This window comes from Promicromonospora sp. NPDC060204, assembly GCF_042728455.1.
Taxonomy (GTDB): domain Bacteria; phylum Actinomycetota; class Actinomycetes; order Actinomycetales; family Cellulomonadaceae; genus Promicromonospora.
Window position 1 is genome coordinate 1 of sequence record NZ_JBHWZO010000112.1, and the last position, 19,120, is coordinate 19,120.

The 19,120-nt window shown below is 74.4% G+C and carries 17 protein-coding genes; 6 read left to right on the forward strand and 11 right to left on the reverse strand.

Annotated features, from left to right (window positions below; translation table 11 throughout):
* Positions 1-58 precede the first annotated feature (58 nt).
* The 3 genes from ACFWEJ_RS15390 to ACFWEJ_RS15400 all read right to left on the reverse strand — a co-directional run bounded on the left by ACFWEJ_RS15390 (position 59) and on the right by ACFWEJ_RS15400 (position 3,348).
* The gene (locus ACFWEJ_RS15390) at positions 59-2,551 is read right to left on the reverse strand and encodes a heavy metal translocating P-type ATPase (RefSeq protein ID WP_377230078.1); all 2,493 of its coding nucleotides are present in this window, start codon (positions 2,549-2,551) and stop codon (positions 59-61) included.
* 30 nt (positions 2,552-2,581) lie between these two features.
* Positions 2,582-2,890 (reverse strand): heavy-metal-associated domain-containing protein, encoded by a 309-nt coding sequence (locus ACFWEJ_RS15395; protein WP_377230079.1) that lies wholly within the window; start codon positions 2,888-2,890, stop codon positions 2,582-2,584.
* Between the two features lie 83 nt (positions 2,891-2,973).
* Entirely contained in the window at positions 2,974-3,348 is a 375-nt protein-coding gene (locus tag ACFWEJ_RS15400) for a metal-sensitive transcriptional regulator (protein WP_377230080.1), read from the reverse strand.
* 84 nt (positions 3,349-3,432) lie between these two features.
* Here ACFWEJ_RS15400 and ACFWEJ_RS15405 point away from each other — a divergent pair, with 84 nt between their 5' ends.
* Positions 3,433-4,182: a response regulator transcription factor gene (locus ACFWEJ_RS15405; protein WP_377230081.1), complete on the forward strand. Its 750-nt coding sequence runs from the start codon at positions 3,433-3,435 to the stop codon at positions 4,180-4,182.
* Here the strand turns inward: ACFWEJ_RS15405 and ACFWEJ_RS15410 are convergent.
* Positions 4,136-4,618 (reverse strand): hypothetical protein, encoded by a 483-nt coding sequence (locus ACFWEJ_RS15410; protein ID WP_377230082.1) that lies wholly within the window; start codon positions 4,616-4,618, stop codon positions 4,136-4,138. The two genes, ACFWEJ_RS15405 and ACFWEJ_RS15410, sit on opposite strands and share 47 nt — an antisense overlap.
* A 205-nt stretch (positions 4,619-4,823) precedes the next feature.
* Here ACFWEJ_RS15410 and ACFWEJ_RS15415 point away from each other — a divergent pair, with 205 nt between their 5' ends.
* Positions 4,824-5,672, forward strand: a complete 849-nt coding sequence (locus tag ACFWEJ_RS15415) for a rhamnogalacturonan acetylesterase (protein ID WP_377230083.1) — start codon at positions 4,824-4,826, stop codon at positions 5,670-5,672.
* 4 nt (positions 5,673-5,676) lie between these two features.
* Here ACFWEJ_RS15415 and ACFWEJ_RS15420 read toward each other — a convergent pair whose 3' ends face one another.
* Positions 5,677-5,985 (reverse strand): hypothetical protein, encoded by a 309-nt coding sequence (locus tag ACFWEJ_RS15420; protein WP_377230084.1) that lies wholly within the window; start codon positions 5,983-5,985, stop codon positions 5,677-5,679.
* Between the two features lie 210 nt (positions 5,986-6,195).
* On the opposite strand from ACFWEJ_RS15420, the gene fdhA reads away from it, so the two are divergent.
* Complete coding sequence (gene fdhA / locus ACFWEJ_RS15425) at positions 6,196-7,416, forward strand: formaldehyde dehydrogenase, glutathione-independent (RefSeq protein ID WP_377230085.1); 1,221 nt, start codon at positions 6,196-6,198, stop codon at positions 7,414-7,416.
* 105 nt (positions 7,417-7,521) lie between these two features.
* On the opposite strand, the gene hemL is transcribed toward fdhA, so the two are convergent.
* The 4 genes from hemL to hemC form a co-directional block, all read right to left on the reverse strand.
* Positions 7,522-8,907, reverse strand: coding sequence for a glutamate-1-semialdehyde 2,1-aminomutase (hemL, locus tag ACFWEJ_RS15430; protein ID WP_377230086.1), 1,386 nt, complete (start codon positions 8,905-8,907; stop codon positions 7,522-7,524).
* The gene (hemB, locus tag ACFWEJ_RS15435; RefSeq protein ID WP_377230094.1) at positions 8,904-9,851 is read right to left on the reverse strand and encodes a porphobilinogen synthase; all 948 of its coding nucleotides are present in this window, start codon (positions 9,849-9,851) and stop codon (positions 8,904-8,906) included. Before hemB ends, hemL begins: the two co-directional genes overlap by 4 nt.
* 121 nt (positions 9,852-9,972) lie before the next feature.
* Complete coding sequence (locus tag ACFWEJ_RS15440; protein WP_377230087.1) at positions 9,973-10,704, reverse strand: uroporphyrinogen-III synthase; 732 nt, start codon at positions 10,702-10,704, stop codon at positions 9,973-9,975.
* A 104-nt stretch (positions 10,705-10,808) separates the two neighbouring features.
* The gene (gene hemC, locus ACFWEJ_RS15445) at positions 10,809-11,858 is read right to left on the reverse strand and encodes a hydroxymethylbilane synthase (RefSeq protein WP_377230088.1); all 1,050 of its coding nucleotides are present in this window, start codon (positions 11,856-11,858) and stop codon (positions 10,809-10,811) included.
* Between the two features lie 174 nt (positions 11,859-12,032).
* Between hemC and ACFWEJ_RS15450 the strand changes: the two genes are divergently transcribed.
* Positions 12,033-13,256, forward strand: coding sequence for a Fic family protein (locus tag ACFWEJ_RS15450; protein WP_377230089.1), 1,224 nt, complete (start codon positions 12,033-12,035; stop codon positions 13,254-13,256).
* A 15-nt stretch (positions 13,257-13,271) separates the two neighbouring features.
* On the opposite strand, the gene ACFWEJ_RS15455 is transcribed toward ACFWEJ_RS15450, so the two are convergent.
* Positions 13,272-14,735: a protoporphyrinogen/coproporphyrinogen oxidase gene (locus tag ACFWEJ_RS15455; RefSeq protein WP_377230090.1), complete on the reverse strand. Its 1,464-nt coding sequence runs from the start codon at positions 14,733-14,735 to the stop codon at positions 13,272-13,274.
* Positions 14,732-15,817 (reverse strand): uroporphyrinogen decarboxylase, encoded by a 1,086-nt coding sequence (gene hemE / locus ACFWEJ_RS15460; RefSeq protein ID WP_377230091.1) that lies wholly within the window; start codon positions 15,815-15,817, stop codon positions 14,732-14,734. The genes ACFWEJ_RS15455 and hemE overlap by 4 nt, the downstream gene beginning before the upstream one ends.
* Positions 15,818-15,866: 49 nt before the next feature.
* Here hemE and ACFWEJ_RS15465 point away from each other — a divergent pair, with 49 nt between their 5' ends.
* Together ACFWEJ_RS15465 and ACFWEJ_RS15470 are read left to right on the forward strand one after the other, a co-directional pair.
* The gene (locus ACFWEJ_RS15465; RefSeq protein ID WP_377230092.1) at positions 15,867-17,357 is read left to right on the forward strand and encodes a glutamyl-tRNA reductase; all 1,491 of its coding nucleotides are present in this window, start codon (positions 15,867-15,869) and stop codon (positions 17,355-17,357) included.
* Between the two features lie 190 nt (positions 17,358-17,547).
* Positions 17,548-19,053 carry a hypothetical protein gene (locus ACFWEJ_RS15470; protein WP_377230093.1) on the forward strand — a complete coding sequence of 502 codons (1,506 nt, stop codon included), beginning with the start codon at positions 17,548-17,550 and terminating at the stop codon, positions 19,051-19,053.
* Positions 19,054-19,120: the final 67 nt, after the last annotated feature.

Below are 19,120 nucleotides of genomic sequence, written 5' to 3' on the forward strand. Positions count from 1 at the left end.
GGGTATTTGCGGCTTTCCAGCCTTGGAAGCCGCAAATACCCAGCACTCAACGAGGGAGTCAGGAGGCGCGGCGGAGGCGGAGGGAGTTCGCGACCACCAGGACCGAGCTCGCCGCCATCGCCGCGCCCGCGACCATCGGGCTCAGCAGCCCAGCCGCCGCGAGCGGGAGCGCCGCGACGTTGTACGCGAACGCCCAGAACAGGTTCTGCTTGATCACCCGCAGGGTCTTCCGGGACAGGCGGACGGCGCTCGCGGCGGCCCGCAGGTCGCCCCGGACCAGCGTGATGTCGCCGGCCTCGATCGCCACGTCGGTGCCGGTGCCCATCGCGAGGCCCAGGTCCGCCGTGGCCAGGGCGGCGGCGTCGTTCACGCCGTCGCCCACCATCGCCACGGTGCGTCCCTCGGCCTGCAGCCTGGCCACGACCGCGGCCTTCTCGGCGGGCAGCACGCGCGAGACCACGTCCGCGTCGGGGATGCCCACGGCGCGCGCGGCCACGAGCGCCGCTCCCGCCGAGTCGCCGGTCAGCAGGTAGGGGCGCAGGCCCAGCTCGCGCAGCTCGGCCACCGCCGTGGCCGACGTCGCCTTCGCCGGGTCACGCAGTGCGATCACGCCGCCCGCGGCGCCGTTCCACGCCACGACCACGGCGGTCGCCCCGGCCTCCTCCTGCTGCCCGACGGCGGCACGCACCTCCGCGGAGACGGTCACCCCCTGCTCGGCGAGCCAGTCGGCGCGGCCCACCAGCACGCGCCGCGTGTTCAGCGCGCCGTCCGGGGCGAGTCCCGCGTGCGCACGCCGGACCAGGCCCTCGACGCCGCCGCCCGGGTGCGCGACGAAGCCGGTGACCTCCAGCGGGGTCTCGGTGTCCGGCTCCGCCGCCGCCCGGCCCGCCGCCGCGACTGCCCGCGCGATCGGGTGCTCGCTCAGCGCCTCGACGGCGGCCGCGTACCGCAGCGCCTCCGGGGCGTTGGTCAGGTGGTTCGCGTCGTCGGCGGTCTCGGCGTCGTCGGGCCGGGCGGGCTCCTCGTTGTGGCCGGGGGCCGCGCGGCGCACGCCGGCCATCGCCGGGCTCCGGTCGGGGCTCCACACGTCGACCACGCGCATGCGGCCCTCGGTGACCGTGCCCGTCTTGTCGAGCACCACGGTGTCCACGCGGCGGGTGCTCTCCAGGATCTCCGGGCCGCGGATCAGCACGCCGAGCTGCGCGCCCCGGCCCGTGCCGACCAGGATCGCCGTGGGCGTGGCCAGCCCCAGAGCGCAGGGGCACGCGATGATCAGCACCGCGACGGCGGCGGTGAAGGCCGCCTCGACGTCGCCGGTCAGCACGAGCCAGGCCGCCAGGGTGAGCGCGGCCAGGGTCAGCACGACCGGGACGAACACCGCGGAGATGCGGTCGGCGAGCCGGGCGACGGGGGCCTTGCCCGTCTGTGCCCGGGCCACGAGCCGTCCGATGCGGGCGAGCATCGTGTCCTCGCCCACGCGGGTCGCGCGCACCAGCAGGTGCCCCGAGGTGCTCACCGTGCCGCCGACGACGTCGTCGCCCGGGGTCACGTCCACCGGCACCGGCTCGCCGGTGACCAGGGACGTGTCGAGCGCCGAGGCGCCCTCCACCACCGTGCCGTCCGTGGCGACGGTGCCGCCCGGGCGCACGGCGAAGACGTCCCCGACCTGGAGCGCGGCGACCGGGACCGCGGTGGTGCGCCAGCCGCCGTCCGGCAGGCGGAGCGGGGTGCCGTCCGGGCCCAGCGCGATGCGCTCCGCGTCCTTGGCGCCCAGGCTGAGCAGGGCGCGCAGGGCGTCGCCCGCGCGCCGCCGCGACCGGTGCTCGGCGTACCGGCCGGCCAGCAGGAACGTGGTGACCACGGCGCCGACCTCGAAGTACAGCGCAGGCCCCATGCCGTGTCCCGCGGGCCGGACGGCGTCCGCGACCAGCACCAAGAGCGACCACAGGGTCGCCGCGACCACGCCGATCGACACCAGCGTGTCCATCGTGGAGCTCGCGTGCCGGGCCGCGCGCACGGCGGCCGCGTGGAACGGCCAGGCGCCCCACACGACGACGGGCAGCGCCAGGGCGGCGACCACCCACTCGGCGCCCGGGAAGGACAGCGCGGGGACCATCGACAGCAGGAGCACCGGGACGGTGAGCACGGCCGAGACCCGGAGCCGGCGCAGCAGGTCCTCGCCGCGGTACTCGGCGCCGGGCGCGGGGGTTGCGCCGTCGGCCCCGGCCGCGTCGTCCGGGCCGGAGCCCGGCGCGCCGACGGCGTCGTCCCGCCCGACGGCGTCGTCCCGCCCGGCGGCGCCGTTCGCGCCCCTGCGCCGCGTGACGCGCGCCTCGTAGCCGGCGGACTCGACGGCGTCGACCAGGTCCTGGTCGGTCACCTCGGACGACAGCACGACGTGCGCCGACTCCAGCGGCAGGTTCACGGTCGCGGCGACGCCGTCGAGCCGGTTGAGCTTGCGCTCGACCCGGGCGACGCACGAGGCGCAGGTCATCCCGGACACCGCGAGCTCGACCTCGCCGAGGGGGTGCAGGGCCTCAGCGGCAGGCACGGTTCTCCTTACGGGGGCGGTACGTCCGGGTCAGGACGGGACGATCGGCAGCATGCGCGTCGCCTGGCGGCCCGGGGCCTGCGCGGCGGACTCGGCGGCGACGGCGTTCTCGAGCACCTCGACGTCGGCCACGTCGTAGCCGGCCTCGTCCACGGCGTCGCGCAGGGGCGCCTCGGCGAGCGGGAGCTTGGAGATGACGCGGACCAGCGAGGTCTCACCGGCGTGCAGCTCCACGCTCACGTCCTGGACGTCCGGCACGCCCCGCAGCTCGTTGGTCACCGCGGACACGCAGTGCCCACAGGTCATGCCGGTCACGGCGAGCTTGGTCACGGTGGTCATGTCGTCTCCTCGGTTCGTGGGCTGCTGGACGTGCGGGTGCTGGACGTGCGGGTGCTGCCGGCCGTGCACGGGCTGCGCGGCGTTCACATGCGGACGAGGCGGGCGATCGCCTCGGAGGCCTCCCGGACCTTGGCGGCGCCCTCGGCGTCGGACGCCTTGGCCGCGTCCACCACACAATGTCCCAGGTGGTCCTCGACGAGCGCCAGGCTCACCGCCTGCAGGGCCTTGGTCACGGCGCTGACCTGGGTGAGCACGTCGATGCAGTACACGTCCTCGTCGATCATCCGCGCAATGCCGCGAACCTGCCCCTCGATGCGGCGCATCCGCTTGAGGTAGCCGGCCTTGTCGGACGCGTAACCGTGCGGCCCGTCGTGTTCACCGGCCGTGTCGTGGTGCAGGGAGTCGTCGTGCGGGGTGGCGGCCTCGGTCGCCTCGGTGGTCTCCGTCGCCTCGGTCATGCGTCCATGAGATACCCCACGGGGGTAGCGAGTCAAGTGTGCCGACCACGGGCGCGCGGGCGAGGTCGTTGCTACGTTCGACCGATGGACCAGTCTGGGGGGCGGGGCGTTGCTGTCGTGGTCGAGGACGACGACCTCATCCGTGAGGTCATCGAGGTCACGCTGCAGCAGGCCGGGTTCACCGTGCACCCCGCTGCCACCGGCGCGCAGGGCGTCGCGCTGGTGAAGGCCCACAAGCCGGTCGTGACCACCGTGGACGTCTCCCTGCCGGACATCGACGGGTTCGAGGTCGTGCGCCGGTTGCGGACCTTCTCCGAGACGGTGGTCGTCATGCTCACGGCCCGGGTCGACGAGATCGACACGCTCATGGGCCTCGAGTCCGGTGCCGACGAGTACGTCACCAAGCCGTTCCGGCCACGCGAGCTCCGTGCGCGCATCGACGCGCTCCTGCGCCGGTCCGGCCACCTCGTCCCGACGCCGGCGACGGCTGAGGAGGGGCCTGCCCCCGGCCCCGACGGCGGCGACGGCAGGCTCGAGGTCGACACCGCCCGCCGCACGGTCCGCCTGGGCGGCGAGCCCGTCCACCTGACCCGCACCGAGTTCGTCCTCCTCGCGGCGCTCCACGACGCCCGCGGCCGGCCGGTGCCGAAGGGCGACCTGGCCCGGCTGCTCTGGCCCGACGAGCACGGTTACGGCGGCGACGTCACCGAGGCGGACCGCCGCACGGTCGAGGTGCACATGGCCAACGTCCGGCGCAAGCTCGGCGACAGCCCCACGAGCCCGCGCTTCATCCATACGGTCCGCGGGCTGGGGTACCGCTTCGAGAATGTCTGACCAGCGCGACCTCGGTGTCGTGCGCCAGGCGCATGAGCCGTTCCAGCGTCCCGATCTCCGGGACGGTGCGGGTCCGCACCACGTCCTGCGCCACGGCCCAGGCCGCCCGGGCCAGTGCGACGGCGCCCACCATGGCGCCCGACACGGCCAGCTCGGCGGCCGTGTCGTACACGGAGTACCCGCTGCGGTCGAAGGCGGCGACGGTGAGGAGCTCGAGGCGCCGCTTGAGGCCGGCGGCGTACTGCTCGGCGAGGCGGCGGGCGGTCGGCTCGCCGAGATCCTGGGCGAGGTCGCGGAGCACGCCCTGGTCGAGGATGTCCGCCGCGAGGACGCGTGGCGTCCGGGCGGGCACGGGCCCGGCTTCGTCGCGGGCCGAGCGGCCGTCGCCGGCCGCCAGCTCGTCCCCGCCGGTCCAGAAGTCGTATACCTCCGCCATGGTCGCGCCTCCCCGTGAGTGCCTGACTGGCTGCTCCCAGCCTGCGGTCCGGAACTCAACGCCCAGCCGAAGAACCTCAAGGGCTGCTCAGGATCGCCCTTGAGGTTCTTGAGGTCGGCGGTCCTCAGCGACCAGATCCGATACCTTTCGTCCTGAATACCCCAGATTCCCCCGGAGAGGTCCTCCCGTCGGCATGCCCGCTTCGATGTCTCGCCGCCTCCTGCTCGCCGCGCTCGCCGCGGCCGGACCGCTCGCCCTCACGGCGAGCGCGGCACCCACGAACACCCCCGTGCCGCCGCCCGCGGTGCTCCCCGCCGCGACGCGGAAGGCACAGGCGCAGCAGGCGCCCCGGATCTTCCTCGCCGGCGACTCCACCGCGTCCCAGAAGTACGCCGGGGTCTTTCCCGAGACCGGCTGGGGCATGGGCCTGCCCTGGTACGTCGCGCCGCGGATCGAGGTCCTCAACCACGCGATGAACGGGCGCAGCTCCAAGAGCTTCATCGCCGAGGGGCGCCTGGACGCGATCCTGGACGCCGTCCGCCCCGGCGACGTGCTGCTCGTGCAGTTCGGGCACAACGACCAGAAGTCCGACCCCGCGGTCGGCACGGACCCGTGGACCAGCTACCCGGCCCACCTGCGCCGCTACCTCGACGGCGCCCGGGAGCGGGGCGCGCGCCCCGTGCTGCTGACCCCGGCAGAGCGCCGCCGGTTCGACGCCGCCGGGAACGCCGTCGCCACCCACGGGTTCTACCCGGACGCGATGCGGGCGCTGGCCGCCGCCGAGGGCGTGCCGCTGGTCGACGTCACCGCGCAGACCCTGGCGCTGTGGCAGGAGCTCGGGCCGGACGGCACCCAGGTGTACTTCCTGAACACCTACGAGGGTCGGCAGGACAACACGCACTTCAACACCCCGGGCGCCCGCCTGATCGCGCGGATGGTGGCCCGCGGCCTGCTCGCCGCGGGCGTCCTCGCCGAGGACCAGGTGCGCCGCCTCGACCAGAGCATCCCGGTCGAGTGGTTCACCTGGCCGGAGGAGCTGCCCGCGGCGACCTGAGCCGTCAGCCCATCGCGGCGTCGATGTTGGCGACGACGATGGCGACGACGGCCACGGCAGCCCACAGGAGCAGGCCGAACCGCCACCAGAGGTTGAGGTTCAGCCGCTTCGGCGCGTCCAGCGCCATGGCCTCGTCGTCCGACAGCGGGCGCATCGCCCACCCGGCCTCGGTGGCGGTCGCCAGGCTGTACTGCAGGCCCCACGAGAACCGCAGCAGCCAGAACAGGTGGACGTACGAGTAGCGCAGCACCAGGGCTCGCCCCGCGTCGAGCGGCGCCGTCTTGCTCTTGCTGCCCCAGCCGAAGAAGACCATGCTCTTCTTTCCTTCGTCTCGAACCGTGCGCACCGTGCGCGCGGCGAGCGAAGCGTGGCAGAGCGCGGGGCAGGCGTCTGTGGGGAGAACTCCCCACCCCGTGCCGCAGGGGATGAGGTTCGCGGGCGCGGATGAGAGTCACGGGGGCCCGGCGTAGCGTGACAAGGGACCGAAGCCAGTTCAAAGATGACCTGGAAGGGGTAACCCAACATGCCTGGAAACAAGGCGGTCGCTTACCGCGAACCCGGCGTGGTTGAGGTGGTCGACATCGACTACCCGACGTTCGAGCTCCGGGACGGACCCGGGGTCAACCCGGCCAACGTAGGCCGCAAGGTGCCGCACGGGGTGATCCTGCGGACCGTGTCCACCAACATCTGCGGCTCTGACCAGCACATGGTCCGCGGCCGTACCACCGCGCCCCCCGGGCTGATCCTGGGGCACGAGATCACCGGCGAGATCGTCGAGAAGGGCCCGGACGTCGAGTTCCTCGACGTGGGTGACATCGTCTCGGTGCCGTTCAACATCGCCTGCGGGCGCTGTCGCAACTGCAAGGAGCGCAAGACCGGCATCTGCCTCAACGTGAACCCGGACCGGCCGGGCTCGGCGTACGGGTACGTCGACATGGGCGGCTGGGTCGGCGGCCAGGCGGAGTACGTGCTGGTGCCGTACGCGGACTTCAACGCGCTCAAGTTCCCGGACAAGGACCAGGCCCTCGAGAAGATCATGGACCTGACGATGCTCAGCGACATCTTCCCCACGGGCTTCCACGGGTGCGTGAGCGCCGGGGTGGGCGTGGGGTCCACGGTGTACGTCGCCGGGGCCGGGCCCGTCGGTCTGGCCGCCGCGGCGTCGGCGCACCTGCTCGGTGCGGCCGTGGTGATCGTGGGCGACCTCAACAAGGAGCGGCTGGAGCAGGCGCGGTCGTTCGGGTGCGAGGCGATCGACGTGGCCGCCGGACCGATCGGCGACCAGATCGCCGAGATCCTGGGTGTGCCCGAGGTGGACTGCGGCGTCGACGCCGTCGGCTTCGAGGCCCGCGGGCACGGCGCCGACTCGTCGAACGAGCAGCCGGCCGCCGTGCTCAACGCCCTCATGGAGGTCACGCGGGCGGGCGGCGCGCTCGGCATCCCCGGCCTCTACGTCACGGGCGACCCGGGTGCGGCGACCGAGGCGGCGAAGGTCGGCTCGCTGTCCCTGCGACTGGGGCTCGGCTGGGCCAAGTCCCACGCGTTCACGACCGGCCAGTGCCCGGTGATGAAGTACCACCGCGGCCTGATGGAGGCGATCCTGCACGACAAGGTGCACATCGCGGACGCCGTCAACGCCCAGGCGATCCCCCTGACGGAGGCGCCGACGGGCTACCACGCGTTCGACGAGGGTGCGGCGAAGAAGTTCGTGCTCAACCCGAACAACTACATCAAGGCCGCCTGACCCCCGGTCGGACAGGCCTCTGCCGGGGTAGGGCCCCGGGGAGACGGGGCGGGGCAGGATCCGGGTGCACCGGATCCTGCCTCGCCTGTCTCCCGTCCGGTGTTCCTACCTCGGGGTCGCCGCTGCGGCGGCCTGCGCCGCGCCCGGGAGCGCGTCCAGGATCCGCTGCACGGCGGCGTCGTCGTGCGCCGCGGAGACGAACCAGGCCTCGAAGACCGACGGCGGCAGGTTGACCCCGGCCGCCAGCATCGCGTGGAACAGGGCCGTGTAGCGGAACGTCTCCTGCGCCTGGGCCTGCGCGTAGTCGCGCACGCCCGACGCCGCGGCCAGCGGCCCGAAGAACACCGAGAACAGCGAGCCCGCGCGCTGCACGCGGTGCTCGACGCCGGCGGCGGTCAGCGCCTCGCCCACGGCGTCCGACAGCACGCGCGAGACCTCGTCGACCCGGGCGTACACGGCGTCGTCGGCCAGTCGCAGGGTCGTCAGGCCCGAGGCGACCGCCACGGGGTTACCGGACAGCGTGCCCGCCTGGTACACGGGCCCCAGCGGGGCCAGGTGGTCCATGACCGACGCCGGTCCGCCCAGCGCCGCCACCGGCATGCCGCCGCCGACGACCTTGCCGAACGTGAACAGGTCGGGCGTGTAGCCCTCGCCCCCGGCGGCCCGGATCGCGTCGTTCTCCAGACCCCACCAGCCCGCGGGGCCCACGCGGAACCCGGTGAGCACCTCGTCCATGATGAACAGGGCGCCGTGCGCCGACGTGATGCGGCGCAGACCCTCGTTGAAGCCCTCGGCGGGCGGCACCACCCCCATGTTCGCGGGCGACGCCTCGGTGATCACCGCAGCGATCTCGGAGCCGCGCTGGGCGAACGCCGCCTCGACGGCCGCCAGGTCGTTGTAAGGGAGCACCAGGGTCTCGGCCGCCGTCGCCTCGGTCACGCCCGCCGAGCCCGGGAGCGCGAGCGTCGCGACCCCGGAGCCGGCCTCGGCCAGCAGCGCGTCCATGTGCCCGTGGTAGCAGCCGGCGAACTTGATCACGAGCGGCCGGCCGGTGACCCCGCGCGCCAGGCGGATCGCCGTCATCGTGGCCTCGGTGCCCGTCGAGACGAGGCGCACGCGCTCGGCCGCGGGGACCCGGCGCCGCACCTCCTCGGCGAGCTCGACCTCGGCGACGGTCGGGGCGCCGAACGACAGCCCGCGCGCGGCGGCGTCCTGCACGGCGGCGACGACGTCGGGGTGCGCGTGCCCGAGCAGGGCGGGGCCCCACGAGCAGACCAGGTCCACGTACTCGCGCCCTGCGACGTCGGTGACATAGGGGCCGCGGGCCGAGGCGAGGAACCGCGGGTCGCCGCCCACGCTGCCGTAGGCGCGGACCGGCGAGTTCACGCCGCCCGGGATCGCTTCCTGCGCGCGCAGGAACGCCGCGTGGTTGGCCTCGGGCGCCCGGCGCAGCGCCTGGGCCTCGACGGTGTCCCGGTTCTGTTCGGTCACTTGATCCACTCCGCGATCTCCAGCGCCCAGTAGGTGAGGATGACGTCGGCGCCGGCGCGCTTGATGCTCGTCACCGACTCCAGGACGGCGCGGTCGCGGTCGATCCAGCCGTTCGCGCCGGCCGCCTCGATCATCGCGTACTCGCCCGAGACCTGGTACGCGGCCACGGGCACGTCGCTCCGGTCCGCGACGGCGCGCAGCACGTCCAGGTACGACCCGGCGGGCTTGACCATCACGAGGTCGGCGCCCTCGGCGAGGTCCAGGTCGGCCTCGCGCAGGCCCTCGCGGCCGTTCGCGGGGTCCATCTGGTAGGTCTTGCGGTCGCCCTTCAGCTCCGAGTCCACGGCCTCGCGGAACGGGCCGTAGTACGCGCTCGCGTACTTGGCGCTGTAGGCGAGGATGCTCGTGTCGGCGAAGCCGGCGTCGTCCAGCGCGTCCCGGATCATCGCGACCTGGCCGTCCATCATGCCGGACGGCGAGATCACGTCGGCCCCGGCCTTGGCCTGCGCCACCGCCATGGAGGCGTAGCGGATCAGGGTCGCGTCGTTGTCCACAGCCCCTGTGGACGTGAGCACGCCGCAGTGCCCGTGGTCGGTGAACTCGTCGAGGCAGGTGTCGGCCATGAGCACCGGCGTGGGCGCGCCGGGGGCGAGGCCCTCGTCCAGCGCGGCGCGCGAAGCACGCAGGGCGCGCTGCAGGATGCCGTCGGGGGCGTCGGCCTGCGAGCCGCTCGCGTCCTTCACGGTGGGGATGCCGAACAGCATGACGCCGCCCAGGCCCGCGTCCCGCGCGGCGCGCACGGCCTCGACCAGGGACTCCTCGGTGTGCTGCACCTGCCCGGGCATGCTCGCCAGCGGCGCCGGCTCGGTCAGGCCCTCCTTGACGAAGAGCGGCAGCACCAGGTCGGCGGGGTGCAAGCGGGTCTCTGCGACCAGACGGCGCATGCCCGGCGTGGCGCGCAGACGGCGCGGCCGGTACACGATCCCGGAGGAGCTCACGATGTCCTTCTCTCTCGTTGTGGTGTCAGACGTACAGGTCACCAGGGTGACCTGTACGTCTGACAGGTCAGGTTCTGACGAGGGCTTCGGTCACGGCGTCGGCCAGGGCCTCGTCCGTGGGTGTGGCGGCCACGGCGAGCACCGTGTGCCCGACGTCGCCGGCCGCGCGGGCCGACGGCTCCCCGATCGCGACCACCCGCTGCGGGCCCAGCTGGGCCGCCACCTGGCGGGCCGCCGAGCCCGAGGCGACCACGACGACGTCGTACGGGCCGCGCAGCTCGGCGGGCAGCTCGCGCGCGACCGTCCGGTAGGCGGTCACCACGTCGACGGCCCAGCCCTTGGCGACGAGGCCGGCCCGCAGCGTGTCGGACGCGAGGTCGCCGAGCGGCAGCAGGACGCGGTGCGTGTGGCCGGCCGGGCCCGGGCCGTCGGGCGCCTCGGGGAACGCGGCGGCGAGCCCGGCCCCGGTCGCGGTTTGCGGCACGAGGTCGATCGCGAGACCGTGCGCGGCCAGCGCTCGCTCGGTCGCGGGGCCGACGGCGGCCCACCGGGCTGACTCGGCGCGGGGTGTGTCGGAAGCGGCCGGTGCCGGGCCGAGCAGGGCGTCCACGGCGTTCACGCTGGTGATCGCGACCCAGTCGTAGGCGCCGGCGAGCACGCGCTCGCGGGCGGCGTCGAGCTCGGCCGGGTCCTCGACCGGTGCCCGCTCGATCACCGGGGCCGCGATCGGGTCCAGCCCGCGCTCACGGAGCAGGGCGAGGAGCCCGGCGGAGCGCTCCGGGGCACGTGCGACCAGCACGGCGGGCTGCCCGGCACGGTGTCCGGTAGTCGTTCCGGGGCCGTCGGAGGATCCGGCAGGGCCGGCCGAGCCCGGGGGAGCGACCGCAGGGGGGACCGGCTCGGTCACGCCTTCTCCGGGACGGTCGCACTCAGCGGTGCGAGCTGCTCGGCGCCGTCGGCCAGCAGGTTCTCGGCCACGGCGACGCCCAGCGTGCGGGCGGCGGCGTCGAGCGCCTCGGGCGCGACGTCCTGCGACAGCGAGGCCTCCCCGCCGCGCGACATCTGCTCCGAGCCGTCGACGGCGGCCACGACGGACCGCAGGCGCAGCACCGAGCCCGTCACCGTCGCGTGCGCACCGACCGGAGCCGCGCAGCCGGCCTCCAGCCGGGCCAGCACCGAACGCTCGGCGAGCACCGCGAGGCGGGTCGGCCGGTGGTCGAGCAGGTGGATCGCCTCGGCGAGGTCGGGCGCGGGGGCCCGGCCCGTGGCGGGGTCGGAGACGATGTCCGCGGTGCGCACCTCCACGGCGAGCGCGCCCTGTCCGGGGGCGGGGGCCACGACGTCGACGTCGAGCACCTCGCTGATCACGTCGGTGCGGCCCAGGCGCGACAGCCCGGCGTAGGCGAGCACGACGGCGTCGAGGTCGGCGTCGGGCCCGAGCGCGCGGTTGAGCCGCGTGCCCACGTTGCCGCGGATGTCGACGACGTCCAGGTCGGGCCGGGCCGCGCGGATCTGGGCGGCCCGCCGCGGCGAGCCGGTGCCCACGCGCCCCCCGTGCGGGAGCGTCGCGAGGGTGAGGCCGTCCCGTGCGCACAGGGCGTCACGCGGGTCCTCGCGCTCGGGCGTCACGAAGGTGAGGCCGGGCGCGGGGGTGGTCGGCAGGTCCTTGAGGGAGTGGACGGCGACGTCGCAGCGGCCGTCCAGCAGCGCCTCGCGCAGCGCGGTCACGAAGACGCCGGTGCCGCCGAGGCTCGCGAGGCTCCCCGTCTTCACGTCGCCCTCGGTCTTGATGTGCACCAGCTCGACCGGTCGGCCGGTCAGCTCCTCCAGCCGCTTGGCCACCAGACCGCTCTGGGTCGTGGCGAGGGCGCTCGCGCGGGTCCCGAGGCGGATCGGCGTGGCGTCGCCCGGGGCGCTTCCAGGGGTGCTGACGGACAGGGGGGTCGGGGTCACCAACCCAGTCTCCACCCGAACCCCCGCCGGGAGGAAACCAGAAGGTGCCCGATGGGCGGATTTCACAGGGTTGGTGGCGTGCTGTCAGAACGGTCTCGGCGCGCCCGGAGAAAGTGCGAGCAAGTGCACCTCCTTACTAACAGTTTTCGAGAAACTGTTAGTAAGGTGTAGTGCGTGGTCACACTTTCCGAGCCCCTCGCCATCGCACCCGTCGGCCGGGACGAGCACTACTGGGTCGCGGAGGACAACGGCCTGGTCAGTCGCGGTCAGCTCGCCGCGGCCTCAGGGGAGTACGAGTCGACGATCCCGACGCGGATCGCGGAGTATGCGCCGCACCTGCCGGCCGACCTCGGGGCGGACATCGAGGAGGCCGCGGCCGCCCTCGCCGGGTTCGACGCCTATGCGCGAGGGCGTCTCGGGGCCGACAACCCGACGCTGGGCCCGATGAGCTCCATCCTGCTGCGGACCGAGTCGACGTCGTCGTCGCAGATCGAGAACCTCACGGTCGGTGCGCGGCAGCTGGCGCTCGCGGAGCTGGACCAGTCGAACAGCGACAACGCCCGGGTGGTGGTGGCGAACGTCCGGGCCATGGAGGCGGCGCTCGCCCTCGCGGACCGGCTCGACGAGGACGCGATGCTCGCGATGCACGCCGAGCTGCTGTCCCGGCAACGTGGCTGGGAAGACCATGCGGGAAAGTACCGCTCGGGGCTGGTCTGGGTGGGCTCGACGAGCGTCTCCCCGCGTGGCGCCCAGCACGTCGCGCCGCAGGCAGAGCTCGTCTCCGGCGCGATGGCGGACCTGGTCCGCTTCATGCACCGGGACGATCTTCCTGTGCTGGTCCAGGCGGCTGTCGCGCACGCCCAGTTCGAGACCATCCACCCGTTCAGCGACGGGAACGGCCGTACCGGCCGTGCCGTCGTGCACGCGATCCTCAAGGCGAAGGGCGTGGTCACGCACACCACTGCGCCGGTCTCGGCCGGCCTGCTCATCCAGACCGAGGAGTACTTCGACGCCCTGGGTGCCTTCCGGCAGGGCGACGCCCGACCGATCGTCGAGAGATTCGCTGCGGCGTGCCGGTTCGCTGCGGCGTCGGGCTCGGAGCTCGTCGACGAGCTCGCGAACCAGGTGGATGTGTCTCGTCAGGACCTGGCGGGTCTCCGCCGGCAGGCGTCCGCGTGGAAGGTGCTCCCGTGCCTGGTGGCGCAGCCCGTCGTCAACGCCCGTTTCCTCGTCGACCGGCACGACATGAACGACACGACGGCTCAGCGCGCGCTGAGCCAGCTCACCGAGGCAGGAGTGCTGGAGGAACGTACCGGCCTGCGGCGCAACCGGGTCTGGCAGCACGCGGGGATCCTGCGTGTCCTGGACGCCTACGCCCAGCGGCTCTCGCGGGGTTGAGCCCTTCGGGACCCCTCAGCCCTCGTCGCCCAGGCGCTCGGCCGTTCGTCCCGCGTGCGCGACGATCGCGGCCAGACCTGTCCCGGCGATCCAGCCGCCCGTGACGTCGAGGCCGGGCTGGGCCAGCACCGCCGCCTCGTACTCGCGGACGGCGGCCCGGTAGGCCGGCGTGGGCGGGGGCAGCGCGCCGTCCCAGCGCTGGTGCAGCACCTCGCGCACCCGGTCGGTCAGGTCCACCCCGAGCAGCGCCGACGCGTCGCGGGCGGCCTCCTCGGCGGTGGGCTGCGGCGTCGGCTCGCCCATGCGGCCGTAGCTGAGCCGCACCACGTGCACGCCCGGTCCCGCGGCGGCGCGCACCCGGCGCGCGAGCCACGGCCACTTGGCCGTCGCGTGGGTCAGCGCCTTGGCCCGCACACCGCCCGCCGCCGTGTCCGGGGCCACGAGCATCCCCGAGCCGCGCGGGGCGGTGTCCAGCTCGGGCGCGTCCACGAGCAGCGCCGCCAGCCGGATGTCCGCGCCGCGCTCGGGCGGCGCGGGCGGCTCCAGAACCTTCCTGTGCCCGGCGGCAGCGAGATCGGTCGGTTGCGTTGAGATCGGTCCATCGATGGACCGGTCTCGGTGCGACCGACCGATCTCGCCGGTGGCGGGCGTCGCCAGGACCATGCGGGGCGTGCGGAGCACCCCGCCGTCGGCCGTGCGGACCAGCCAGGCGTCGCCGTCGGCCCGCTCCACGCCCTCGACCCGCGTGCCGAACCGGACGTCCAGCCTGTCCACCAGCGCGTCCACCAGGGCGTGGACGCCGCCGTCGATCCCGCGCACCGCGGACCCGGGGGGCGCCGCGGCCCGCAGCGACGCCACGGCCCGCGACAGGGACCCGGTCCGTGCGTACGCGTCCAGCAGCCCGGGCGCGACGGCGGCGACGTCGAGCCGGTCGAGCGGCGCCGAGTGCACGCCCGCGGCGACCGGGGTGACGAGCCGGTCCGCCACCCGGGAGCCGAGTCGGGACCGTGCGAGGGTGCCGAGGTCGGTCGGGTCGACGAGCCGCGCGGGCAGCACCCGGTCCAGCGAGCCGCGCAGCACGCCGGGCCAGCCGATCGCGCGCCGCACGTCGGAGGCCCACGGCCGCGAGGGGATGCCCAGCACACCGGCCGCGGGCAGCGGGAACGCCCGGCCGGCGGCATAACCCCAGGCGGAGAGCCCGGCGGGTGCCTCGACGGTCAGCCCCAGCTCGGCCACGAGCCGTTCCACGGCCCCGCCCCGCACCGCGAACGACTCCGCCCCGAGGTCCAGCGGCACGTCCGGCAGCGACGCGAACGCCCCGCCGCGGATCGGCCCGCCGGCCCGCTCGCCGGCCTCCAGCACGACGACGCGCAGCCCGCGCCCGGCGAGCGTGTGTGCGGCGACGAGCCCGCCGATCCCGGCGCCGACGACGACGGCGTCGGCCTCCGCCGCACCGGACCGACCGGCCGAGGGCGTCACAACGAGTGGACCAGCTCGACCACGCGGGTCAGCACCGTCGGGTCCGTCTCCGGGGGGACGCCGTGGCCCAGGTTGACCACGTGGCCGGGCGCCTTGAGGCCACGGGAGACGACGTCGCGCACGTGCGCCTCCAGCACCGGCCACGGCGCGGCCAGCAGCGCGGGGTCGATGTTCCCCTGCAGGGGAACGCCGGGCAGCAGGGCGGCGGCCTCGTCGAGCGGCGTCCGGTAGTCGACGCCGACCGCGTGGTCCGTCAGGCCGGCGTCGACCAGGACCGTGCGCATCGCGGGCAGCAGGTGCCCGGTGCCGGTACCGAAGTGGATGGCCGGCACGCCGGCGTCCGCCACGTAGGACAGCGCGCGGGTCGACGACGCGGCGACGTGCGCCGTGTAGTCCGCGAGCGAGAGCGACCCGGCCCAGGAGTCGAAGAGCTGGACGGCGCTGGCGCCTGCCTCGACCTGGGCCCGCAGGAACGTGCCGGTGAGGTCGGCGGTCCACGTCACGAGGGCGTCCCACGTGGCGGGGTCGGCGTGCATCAGGGTGCGCGCGGCGAGGTGGTCGCGCGACGGCCGGCCCTCGACCAGGTAGGCCGCGAGCGTGAACGGGGCGCCGCCGAAGCCCAGGAGCGGCGTCGACCCGAGCTCGGCGACGGTCAGCGCGACGGCCTCCCGGATCGGCTCGAGGGCCGCGTCGTCGAGGCTGCGCGCGGTGAGCCGGGCGACGTCGTCGGCCGTGCGGTACGGCTGGTCCATGACCGGACCGACCCCCGCCTGGATGTCCACGCCGACGCCGGCCAGCTTGAGCGGCACCACGATGTCGGAGAAGAAGACGGCGGCGTCCACGCCGTGCCGGCGCACGGGCTGGAGTGTGATCTCGGACGCGAGGTCTGGCCGCAGGCAGGACTCCAGCATGCCGGTGCCCTTGCGGACCTCGCGGTACTCGGGCAGGGAGCGACCCGCCTGCCGCATGAACCAGACAGGCGTGCGACCAGGACGTTCACCCCGGAGCGCCCGGACAAGGGGAGCGGCGGAGGTCCGCCCGTCGGCGAGCGGGTGAGCAGGGCTGATCGTGGTGGACTTCACGCTTCACGATTCTGCCCTGCCCGGCCGTGGTGCATAAAGTTGGAGCACTGTGGTTCTCCTCTCCCTCACCGCCAGCCACCGCGAGCTCGATCTCGACGCGCTGGAGCGCCTGTCCACGGGTTCGTCGTCAGTGGGTCGTGTCGTCGTGGGCACGTGCGGCCCCGTCGCGGGTGCCGTGGTGATCTCTACGTGCAACCGCTTCGAGCTCTATCTCGACGTCGACGCGCCGCTGAGCGGCGACAGCATCCGGCACGCGACGCGCCACGTGGCCGAGCTCGTGGCCCACGCGTCGGGCGTCACCGGCGACGTCGCCGCCCGCAGCTTCACCGTCCGCACCGGCCCGGAGGTCACGGAGCACCTGTTCGCCGTGGCGTCGGGCCTGGACGCGATGGTCGTGGGCGAGCGCGAGATCGCCGGCCAGGTGAAGCGCTCGCTGGCGATCGCCCGCGAGCAGGAGACCACGTCCAAGACCCTGGAGCTCCTGTTCCAGACGGCGTCGCGCACCTCCAAGCGGGTCGGCACGGACACGGAGCTCGGCGCTGCGGGCCGGTCCGTCGTCGCGCTCGCCCTGGACCTCGCCGAGAGCGAGCTGCCTCCCTGGGACGGGGCACGCGCCGTGCTGATCGGCACCGGCTCGTACGCGGGCGCCTCCGTCGCGGCCCTGCGGGCCCGCGGCTGCGAGGACATCTCCGTCTACTCGCAGTCCGGCCGCGCCGAGGTCTTCGCGGAGTCGCACGGCGTGCGGCCGGTGGACTCGCTCGTCGAGGCCCTCGCCGACGCCGACATCGTGGTGAGCTGCAGCGGAGCCCGGGGCCGGGCGCTCGCGGCGCGAGCCGACGGAGAGCTGACCGGCACCGAAGAGCTGGGCGCCATCGTCGCCGGGAACTTCGGCGGCCAGACCGCGCTCCCGCACGGCCTGTCCGGCGAGGCCGGCCCCGAGGCGAGCCTCGGCCACGTGCTCGACGCCGCCGCGGTGGTGCGCGCCCGGGAGCGCGCCGCGGACCGGGCCGGCGACGAGCCGGAGCCCCGCCCGCTGGTGATCCTGGACCTCGCCCTGCACCGCGACGTGGACCCGCAGGTGGCCGACGTCGAGGGCGTGCTGCTCTACGACCTCGCCACGCTGAAGGCGCACGCCCCCGCGGTCGCGCACGACGTCGTCGCGCAGGCGCAGGGGATCGTGGACTCCGCCGCCCGGCGCTTCGAGGAGACGCGCCTGGGCCGGGAGGCCGACGCCGCGGTGGTCGCCCTGCTCGACGAGGCGGAGGTCCGGGTTGTGGCCGAGGTGGACGCCGCCGTCGCGCGGCTGACCGACGAGCTCGCCCTGCGCGGCGAGCCCGCCCCCGAGGAGTCCGACGTCGACGTGATCGCCCGTGACGTGCGCAAGCGGGTGCACGCCGAGCTGCACGACAAGATCGTCGTCGTCCGGGCCCGGGCCACCGCCGAGGCGCGGGCCGCCGAGGCCGCGCTGGTCCAGGGCGCCGTGGCCCTGACGAGGACGGCGTCCACCCAGCGCGACGCCGACCACCGCTCCCGCCGATAACCGGCCCGCACGCCGATAACCAACCGGTGGTGATTGTCCGGATATGCCGGGCGGCCTGGCATCCTGGGTCCAATTCGCCCATCGTTACCGAATCGTGATCAGGGTGATTTTATTCACCCGGGGGTGCGGGCTAAGTTCGGTGGCTCAAGGACCGAACGCGCATTTGCGCATCGAGATGCTGGAGCACCTTTTGAAGCACGCAGCACACAAGAAGAAGACCGCATCGGCGGGCGCGCGGACCATCGCGACCGTCGCCATCGCAACCGCGGCGACCGCCATGGCCGCGCCGGCCATGGCGGCAGAGGCCTCCCCGCTGGACTCCCTCGGCGACCTCGGCACCACCGCCGACGGCCTCAAGTCGGGCCTCCCCGCCATCTCGTCGACCTCGATCGACCTCAGCGAGCTCACCGGGACGCTGCCCGCGACCGGCGTCGTCACCGACGTGGTCGAGAAGGCCGAGCTGCCCGCCTCCATCGCCCCCACCACGGCCCTCGCGCCGAACTACGAGCCGGCGCAGTTCGTCTCGGGCGCCCTCCAGGGTGCCGCGCCCCAGGTCGTCTCCGAGGTCGTCGGCGGCGTGACCGGCGGCTCGGCCGTGTCCGGCGTGACCGGCACCGCCAAGGCCGCCCTGGCCAACGTGCTCGGCGGCGGGGCCCTGGGCACCGCGACCGGCGTCGTCTCCGGCGTGACCGGCGGCGTGCTGCAGGGCGACGTCGTCAACGGCGTGGCCGGCGGGGTCGTCAACAACGTGGCCGGCGGTGTCGTGTCCAACGTCGCCGGTGGCGTGCTGCAGGGTGACGTCGTGAACGGCGTGGCCGGCGGCGTGCTGCAGGGCGACGTCGTGAACAGCGCCACGGGCACCGTGACGGGCGTCGCGACGGGCGCCGTCGCGACCGGCGCCGTCGAGGGCGTCCCGGCCACCGTGGCCGACCTGATCCGCAACGTGCCGAACGTCCTGGGCGGCGTGACCGCTCCGGTCGCCGGCCTGACGGCCAACCTGCCGGGCGTGCTCGGTGGCGTGGGCGGCGTCGTGAACAGCGTCGTCTCGAACGTGCCGGGCGTCGTCGCCTCGGTTCCGGGCCTCGTCGCCAAGGTCACCACCCCGGCCGCCGGTGCGGTCGAGACGGTCGTGGGCGACGTCGCCGTGGACGGCGTCGTCAAGCCGGTCGCCACGGGCGTGGTGCCGGGTGCCGTGGGCGCCGTGCAGAGCGGCGTGGTCCCGGGCGTCACCTCGACCGTGGGCAACGTGACCGGCTCGGTCGTCCCGGGTGCCGTCGGCACCGTGACCGGCGACGTCGTGCCGGGTGTCGTGGACGGCGTGGCCAAGCCCGTCGTCGGTGACGTGGTGCTCGGCGGTGTTGTCGGCAACGTCGTCAAGGGCGACGTGGTGGGCGGCGTCGTGACGCCGGTCGTGAAGGACACCGTCGTCGACGGCGTCGCGAAGCCGCTGGTGCAGGACGTCGTCGTCGAGGGTGTTGCCAAGCCCGTCGTGAAGGACGTCGTCGTGGACGGCGTGGCCAAGCCCGTCGTGAAGACCGTGACCGGCACCGTCGAGGGCGTCGCCGGCGGCGCCGTCAAGGACACCGTCGGTGGCGTGACCGGCGCCGTGGACGGCCTCACCGGCGGTGCCGTGAGCGGCCTCACCGGCGGTGCCGTGAGCGGCCTCACCGGCGGTCTGCTGGGAGGTCTTTCCTGAGCTGAATTCCCCGGGAGGACCCCAGCCTCTTCGGTCTTGACGTAGCGGGGTGGAGCGCCATTGGCGC

Bases quoted from the DNA above. Each gene is read 5' to 3' on its own strand.
- ACFWEJ_RS15395 (WP_377230079.1), bottom strand. From the start codon at position 2,890: ATGACCACCGTGACCAAGCTCGCCGTGACCGGCATGACCTGTGGGCAC.
- ACFWEJ_RS15400 (WP_377230080.1), bottom strand. From the start codon at position 3,348: ATGACCGAGGCGACGGAGACCACCGAGGCGACCGAGGCCGCCACCCCG.
- ACFWEJ_RS15405 (WP_377230081.1), top strand. From the start codon at position 3,433: ATGGACCAGTCTGGGGGGCGGGGCGTTGCTGTCGTGGTCGAGGACGAC.
- ACFWEJ_RS15410 (WP_377230082.1), bottom strand. From the start codon at position 4,618: ATGGCGGAGGTATACGACTTCTGGACCGGCGGGGACGAGCTGGCGGCC.
- ACFWEJ_RS15415 (WP_377230083.1), top strand. From the start codon at position 4,824: ATGTCTCGCCGCCTCCTGCTCGCCGCGCTCGCCGCGGCCGGACCGCTC.
- ACFWEJ_RS15420 (WP_377230084.1), bottom strand. From the start codon at position 5,985: ATGGTCTTCTTCGGCTGGGGCAGCAAGAGCAAGACGGCGCCGCTCGAC.
- fdhA (WP_377230085.1), top strand. From the start codon at position 6,196: ATGCCTGGAAACAAGGCGGTCGCTTACCGCGAACCCGGCGTGGTTGAG.
- hemB (WP_377230094.1), bottom strand. From the start codon at position 9,851: ATGCGCCGTCTGGTCGCAGAGACCCGCTTGCACCCCGCCGACCTGGTG.